Source organism: Streptomyces boncukensis, assembly GCF_011045075.1.
In the GTDB taxonomy this organism is placed as follows: Bacteria; Actinomycetota; Actinomycetes; order Streptomycetales; family Streptomycetaceae; genus Streptomyces; species Streptomyces boncukensis.
On record NZ_JAAKZZ010000435.1, the window covers coordinates 1 to 6,384 of the forward strand.

General features: G+C 73.5%; 2 protein-coding genes and 1 pseudogene. All 3 read right to left on the minus strand.

Going from position 1 to position 6,384, the window contains the following annotated elements:
• Positions 1-1,678: pseudogene (locus G5C65_RS28945) on the minus strand (type I polyketide synthase); the annotation flags it as partial.
• Between the two features lie 17 nt (positions 1,679-1,695).
• Entirely contained in the window at positions 1,696-2,610 is a 915-nt protein-coding gene (locus tag G5C65_RS28950; protein WP_165301999.1) for a proline iminopeptidase-family hydrolase, read from the minus strand.
• A gap of 144 nt (positions 2,611-2,754) precedes the next feature.
• Positions 2,755-6,348: a type I polyketide synthase gene (locus tag G5C65_RS28955; RefSeq protein WP_206442389.1), complete on the minus strand. Its 3,594-nt coding sequence runs from the start codon at positions 6,346-6,348 to the stop codon at positions 2,755-2,757.
• Positions 6,349-6,384 lie beyond the last annotated feature (36 nt).

Here is a 6,384-nt window from a genome sequence, read left to right on the forward strand (position 1 = left end):
CCCCACCACTGCGCACCGCACCCCGCACCACACCAGCCGACACCGCACCCGCCGCCAACGCCTCCAGCCCCGCCAAACCCGACTCCCGGTCCTCCGCGAGCACCACCGCCCGCTGCTCCAGGGCCGCTCGTGTCGTCGCCAGGGAGTAGCCCAGGTCGACGGGGCGGGGTTCGTGGTGGGCAGCGTGGGCGTGGACGCGTTCGGCCTGGGCGCACAGCGCCTCCGTGCTCCGGGCGGAGACCGGCCACGGGACCGGGACGCCGACGGGCCAGCCCGCCGCCTCAGCGGTGCCCGGCGCCTCCGCCGATCCCTCCGCGGACTCCTCCGCCGGGGGTTCCTCGATGATGACGTGCGCGTTCGTGCCGCTGACGCCGAAGGACGAGATGCCCGCGCGGCGCGGGCGGTCCGGTGTGCGCGGCCACTGCCGCGGCTCCGTCAGCAGCTCCACGCCGCCCTCCGCCCAGTCGACGTAGCTGGAGGGCTGGTCGACGTGGAGGGTCTTGGGCAGCGTGTCGTGGCGCAGCGCCTCGACCATCTTGATGATGCCGCTGACCCCGGCGGCGGCCTGGGCGTGGCCGATGTTGGACTTGATGGAGCCCAGCCACAGCGGCTGTCCCTCCGGGCGGTCCTGGCCGTAGGTGGCGAGGAGGGCCTGGGCCTCGATCGGGTCGCCCAGGGTGGTGCCCGTGCCGTGTCCCTCGACCGCGTCGACCTGGGCGGCGGGGATACGCGCGTCGGCGAGCGCCTGGCGGATGACGCGCTGCTGGGCGAGGCCGCTGGGCGCGGTGAGGCCGTTGGAGGCGCCGTCCTGGTTGACGGCGGAGCCGCGTACCACCGCCAGCACCGGGTGGCCGTTGCGGCGCGCGTCCGACAGCCGCTCCAGCAGCAGCATGCCCGCGCCCTCGCCCCAGCTCGTGCCGTCCGCCGCCGCGGCGAACGGCTTGCACCGCCCGTCGGGCGCCAGTCCGCGCAGGGCGCTGAACTCGATGAACGTCTGCGGGGTCGACATCACCGTCACGCCCCCCGCCAGCGCCAGCGCGCACTCGCCGCGCTGCAGCGCCTGCATGGCCCAGTGCATGGCCACCAGCGACGACGAGCACGCGGTGTCGACCGAGACCGCCGGGCCCTCCAGCCCCAGCGTGTAGGCGACGCGGCCGGAGACCAGGCTGCCGTTGCCCGTCGTGCCGTCGTCTCCGGCGGTGGCGTAGTCGTGGTAGATGACGCCGGCGAAGACTCCGGTACGGCTGCCGCGCAGCGAGGCCGGGTCGGTCCCGGAGCGTTCGATCGCCTCCCAGGAGGTCTCCAGCAGCAGCCGCTGCTGCGGGTCCATCGCCAGCGCCTCGCGCGGACTGATCCCGAAGAAGTCCGCGTCGAACTCGGCGGCGTCGTGCAGGAACCCGCCCTCGCGCACATAGCTCTTGCCCGCCTTGCCGGCGGCTTCCGGGTCGTACAGCCCTTCGATGTCCCAGTGGCGGTCGGCCGGGAAGGCGGAGATGGCGTCGGTCCCCTCCGCGACGAGCCGCCACAGGTCCTCGGGGTTCGCCACGCCGCCCGGGAAGCGGCAGGCCATTCCGACGATGGCGATCGGCTCGGAGGCGGCAGCGGTCAGCCGGCCGTTCTGCTTGCGCAGCCGCTCGTTCTCCACCAGCGCGTCACGGAGCGCCTCGACGATGTCCTCGACAGATGCGTCCACTGTCACCCGTTCCTCTGCTGTTCGAGTTCCTTCAGGAAGTCGCGCATGACCTCGCGGAAGCGCTCGGGCTCCTCCAGGTTGGGCACGTGGCTGGACGCGTCGAAGATCTCCCAGCGGACATCGGGTATCAGCTCGTGGTACGGCCGGACGACCGCCTCGGTCGCCTCGTCGTACCGGCCCGAGACGAGCAGGGTGGGCACCTCGATATCGGCGGCGCAGTCGGTCACCGAGAAGTCCCGCAGTGTGCCGGTCACATGGAATTCGGTCGGCCCGTTCATGGTGAAGTAGACGGTGGGGTCGTTGTAGATTTCCATGAACGTGGCCATGTATTCGCGCGGCCAGGGGTCCATGCGGCACACGTGCCGCGCGTAGAAGACCATGGTGGCCTCCAGGTATTCCTGGCTGTCGGTCGTCCCTGCCGCCTCGTGCTTTCGGAGCTTCTCGTCGACTCCGGGGGGAAGCTGGGCGCGCAGCGCGTCCATCTCACGGCGCCACTGCGGATACGAAGCCGGGGAATCGGCGAGGATGAGACCGCGCAGCCCCGCGGGTTTCCCCGCGGCGTGTTTGGCGGACAGGATGCCGCCCCAGGAATGGCCGAAGAGCACATAGTCGTCGGCGACACCGAGCTGCTTCAGCAGATTGTCCAGCTCGTCCAGGAACAGCTCTACGGACCAGAAGTCGGCGCCCCGGTCCGGGAGGTGGCTGGAGCCGCCGTTGCCGAGCTGGTCGTAGTGGACGACCGGCCAGCCGTCCTCCGCCAGGGCCGCGAGGTTGACCAGCGAGTCGTGGGTCGCGCCGGGCCCGCCGTGTACGACCACGAGCGCGGGCCGTCCGGAGCGCAGATCCCCCGTGACTCGGTACCACGTGTGGTGCTCACCGAACGGCACCGTGCCCTTGGCGCTGGGATCCAGCGACAACGCAATCACCTCAATCGAATCAACGCAGCTGGACACGACGGTATGGGCGGGAGGGCGGCCGGAAAGCCCCTAAGCTCTTCCGGCCACCCCTACTCGTACGGCTGCCCGCGCGCGGCGGTCGCCGCGTTCACGCGGTCGCCGCGTTCACAGTGCCGAGCGCAGCCAGTCGTCCATGATGCGGGCCGTCTGCTCGGAGTCGCCCTCCACCAGCGTGAAGTGGTTCGCGTCCGCCGCGACGAAGGTGTGCGCGGGATCCCAGGGCAGCGCCCGGGGAAAGTCCGCCGATTCCCCGGGGAGGAACGACTTCTCCGCCCCGACGAACAGCACCGGCACCCCGACGCTCTCCCGGGTGAATTCGGGCAGGAAATGGAAGTACCGGCTCATTGCCGAGAGCTGCGCGCTGTCGTACGGGCCGAAGGTCGACTCCATCTCCAGCATGCGGTACGTCATGTGCTCGAAGCCGGCGGGCATGCCGTGGTCGGTGACGGCATACGAGTCCAGCAGCACGACCCCGGCGAGCCGGTCCGGCGCGGTGCGCTCCAGCAGATGCGCGGTCGCATAGCCGAGGACGCCGCCCGAGGAGTAGCCGACCAGGACGAACGGCTCGTCCTCCGCCGCCCGCAGCGCCGCCTCGGCCAGCGCCTCGACGGCGGCGCCTGCGGTGGCGGGCAGCTTCTCGTCCCGCCCGAAGCCGGGCAGCGGCAGCGCCGACACGTTCCGCACCCCCCGGAACGGCGCGGCCAGCCGGGCGTGCTGGTGCACACCGCCCGCCACCATGGGCGTGGAGACGCAGACCAGCCGGGGCCCCTGGTCGCCCTGCGCCAGCACCGCCGGTTCCGGGAGCGCCGCCAGCTCGGAGGGCGAGGTGAACTGCGGACGCAGATCGGCCACGGCACGCAGCATCGCGAAGGTCTTCGGTACGTCCCCGGTGAGGACGCCCGCGCGCCACAGGGCAGTCAGCGTCTCCGCGCCGTCGCCGGCGGGAGCGGTTCCGGGTCCGGTTCCGGGTCCGGTTCCGGGCTCTGGGGCGGTGGAGGCGGTGGAGGCGGCAGGGGAAGCTGCCTCGTCCGGTGCCGGGGCGGCCGCGAGTTCGGTGGACACGTGCTGGGCGAGTCCGGCCGGGGTCTTGCAGTCGAAGACCACCATCGGCGGCAGCCGCAGTCCCGTCGCCGCGTTGATCCTGGTCCGCAGCTGGGTCGCGGTGAGCGAGTCGAAGCCGGACTCCAGGAACCCCCGGTCCGGATCGACGGCCCCCGCGTCCCGGTGCCCCAGCACGGCGGCGGCCGCGTTCAGCACCAGCCGCCGCACCTCCTGCTCGCGCTCCTCGGCCGGGAGACCGGCCAGCCGCCGGCGCAGCGACCGGGGGTCGTCCCCCGTGCTCCCGGCACGGCGGCGTGAGGACTCGGCGACGAGGTCGTACAGCAGCTCGGGGACGTCGGGGTCGGATGCCGACTGCCCGCGCAGCGCCAGCCGGATCGGGACGAGCGCGGCGCGGCCGAGCCCCAGCGCCGCGTCGAACAGCTCCAGGCCCTCGCCGGGTGACAGCGGGCGGACGCCGCCGCGTGCGAGGCGGGAGCGGTCCTCGTCGCCCATGGTGCCCGTCATGTCGCTGGCCTGGTCCCACAGGCCCCAGGCGAGGGAGTGGGCGGGCAGGCCCTGGGCCTGCCGGTGGGCGGCCAGCGCGTCGAGACAGGCGTTGGCAGCGGCGTAATTCCCCTGGCCCGGGGTCCCCATGACTCCGGCGGCGGACGAGAAGAGGACAAAGGCCGAGAGGTCCATGCCCAGGTCCCGGGTCAGCTCGTGCAGCTGCCAGGCCGCGTCCACCTTCGGCCGCAGGACGGTGTCCATACGCTCCGGGGTGAGCGACGCGATCGTCCCGTCGTCCAGCACGCCCGCCGCATGCACCACACCGGTCAGCTCACGCCCGGCCAGCAGTTCAGCGACGGCGTCCCGGTCGGCCACATCGCACGCGGCCACCTCCGCCTCGCCGCCCAACTCGGCCAGCTCGGCGACGAGGTCGGCCGCGCCCGGCGCGTCCATGCCCCGACGGCTGGTCAGCACCAGACGCCGGACCCCGTACGCGGTGACCAGATGCCGGGCCACCAGCCGCCCGAGGCCGCCCGTGCCGCCCGTCACCAGCACCGCGCCCTCGCCGAAGGACGCGGACCCGGCCGCTCCTCCGCCGACCGGAGTCCGCGCCAGCCGTGCCGCGTACACACGGCCGTCGCGCACGGCCACCTGCGGTTCGCCGGAGGCCACGATCAGTGACACGTCCGTATCCGTGGTGCCGGGGGCGGTGTCGGTATCGGGGGCGGAGGCCGTCACGTCTGCCAGCACGATGCGTCCGGGCTCCTCCGACTGCGCCGACCGCACCAGGCCCCACACGGCCGCGCCCGCGAGATCGCTGACGGCGTCTCCGTCGCAAGCGTCGACAGCGACAGCCCCGCTGGTGACCACCACAAGCGTCGACTCCGCGAAGCGGTCCTCCGACAGCCACGACTGGACCGCGCCCAGCGCGCGATGGGTCTCCGCGCGCACCGCGCCCGCGTCGTTCCCGCCTCCGCCGCAGCGCAGCACCACCGCGCCGGGCAGCGGCCCTTCGGCGTCCTGTGCCGCCTCCTCCCACTCCACCCACTCCACCCGCTCCACGGCGGGGACGGCGCCGCTGCCGCCGGCCGGCGCACCTGCCGCCACCGGCTTCCACGTCAGCTGGAACAGCGCCTCGTGCACCACGGAACCCGCCGCGGACAGCCTGCTCAGCTGGTCCGGGGAGACCTCCCGGACGGCCAGCGACGCCACCGAAGCAACCGGCAGCCCCTCGCCGTCCCTGACATCGAGCGACACCTCCCCGTCCCGGACCGGGGACACGCGGACGCGGAGCGCCGACGCGCCCGACGCGTACAGCTCGACCCCCGACCAGGAGAACGGCAGCGCCGCCCGCGCCCCGGCCGCGCCGCTCAGCGCGATGGCGTGCAGCGCCGCGTCCAGCAGAGCCGGGTGCAGGCCGAAGCCGTCGGCGGTGTCGCGCAGGTCGTCCGGGAGCCCGACCTCGGCGACGACGTCGTCGCCGTCGCGCCAGGCCGAGCGGAGCCCGGCGAAGGCGGGCCCGTATTCGAGCCCGGCGTCCGCCAGTTCGTCGTACAGCTCGTCGATGACGAGAGGCGTCGCCCCGGGCGGCGGCCAGGACTCCGACGCGGAGTGCCCGGCCCCGCGGGGGCCGGACCCGCTGTGCGCGGCGCCGGCCAGGAGCCCTGTCGCATGCGGGGTCCACGGCAGGTGCGGAGCGCCATCAGCAGCGCCATCAGCAGTGCTGTCGGAAGCGCCGTCGGAAGTGCTCTCGGGGCACGCGTACACAGTGACCGCGCGTCGCCCGGACTCGTCGGGAGCCGCCACCTGGACCTGCACCCGTACGCCGCCCCGCTCGGGGAGGGCGAGCGGTGTCTGGAGCGTCAGCTCCTCGACGCGATCACAGCCGACCTGCTCGCCGGCTCGCGCCGCCAGTTCCAGGAAGCCCGTGCCCGGGAACAGCACCACACCGCCCGCCGCGTGGTCCGCCAGCCAGCCGTGGGTGCTCAGCGACAGCCGCCCGCTGAAGGCGATCCCACCGGTGTCGGGAAGCGGCAGCGCTGCGGTGAGGAGTGGGTGGTGGGTGGTGTCGAGTCCGGCCGAGGCCAGCCCGCCGGTATCGGCCGGCGGCTGGAGCCAGTAGTGCTCACGCTGGAAGGCATACGTCGGCAACTCAACCCGCCGCACCCCCCTCCCCTCGAACAACCC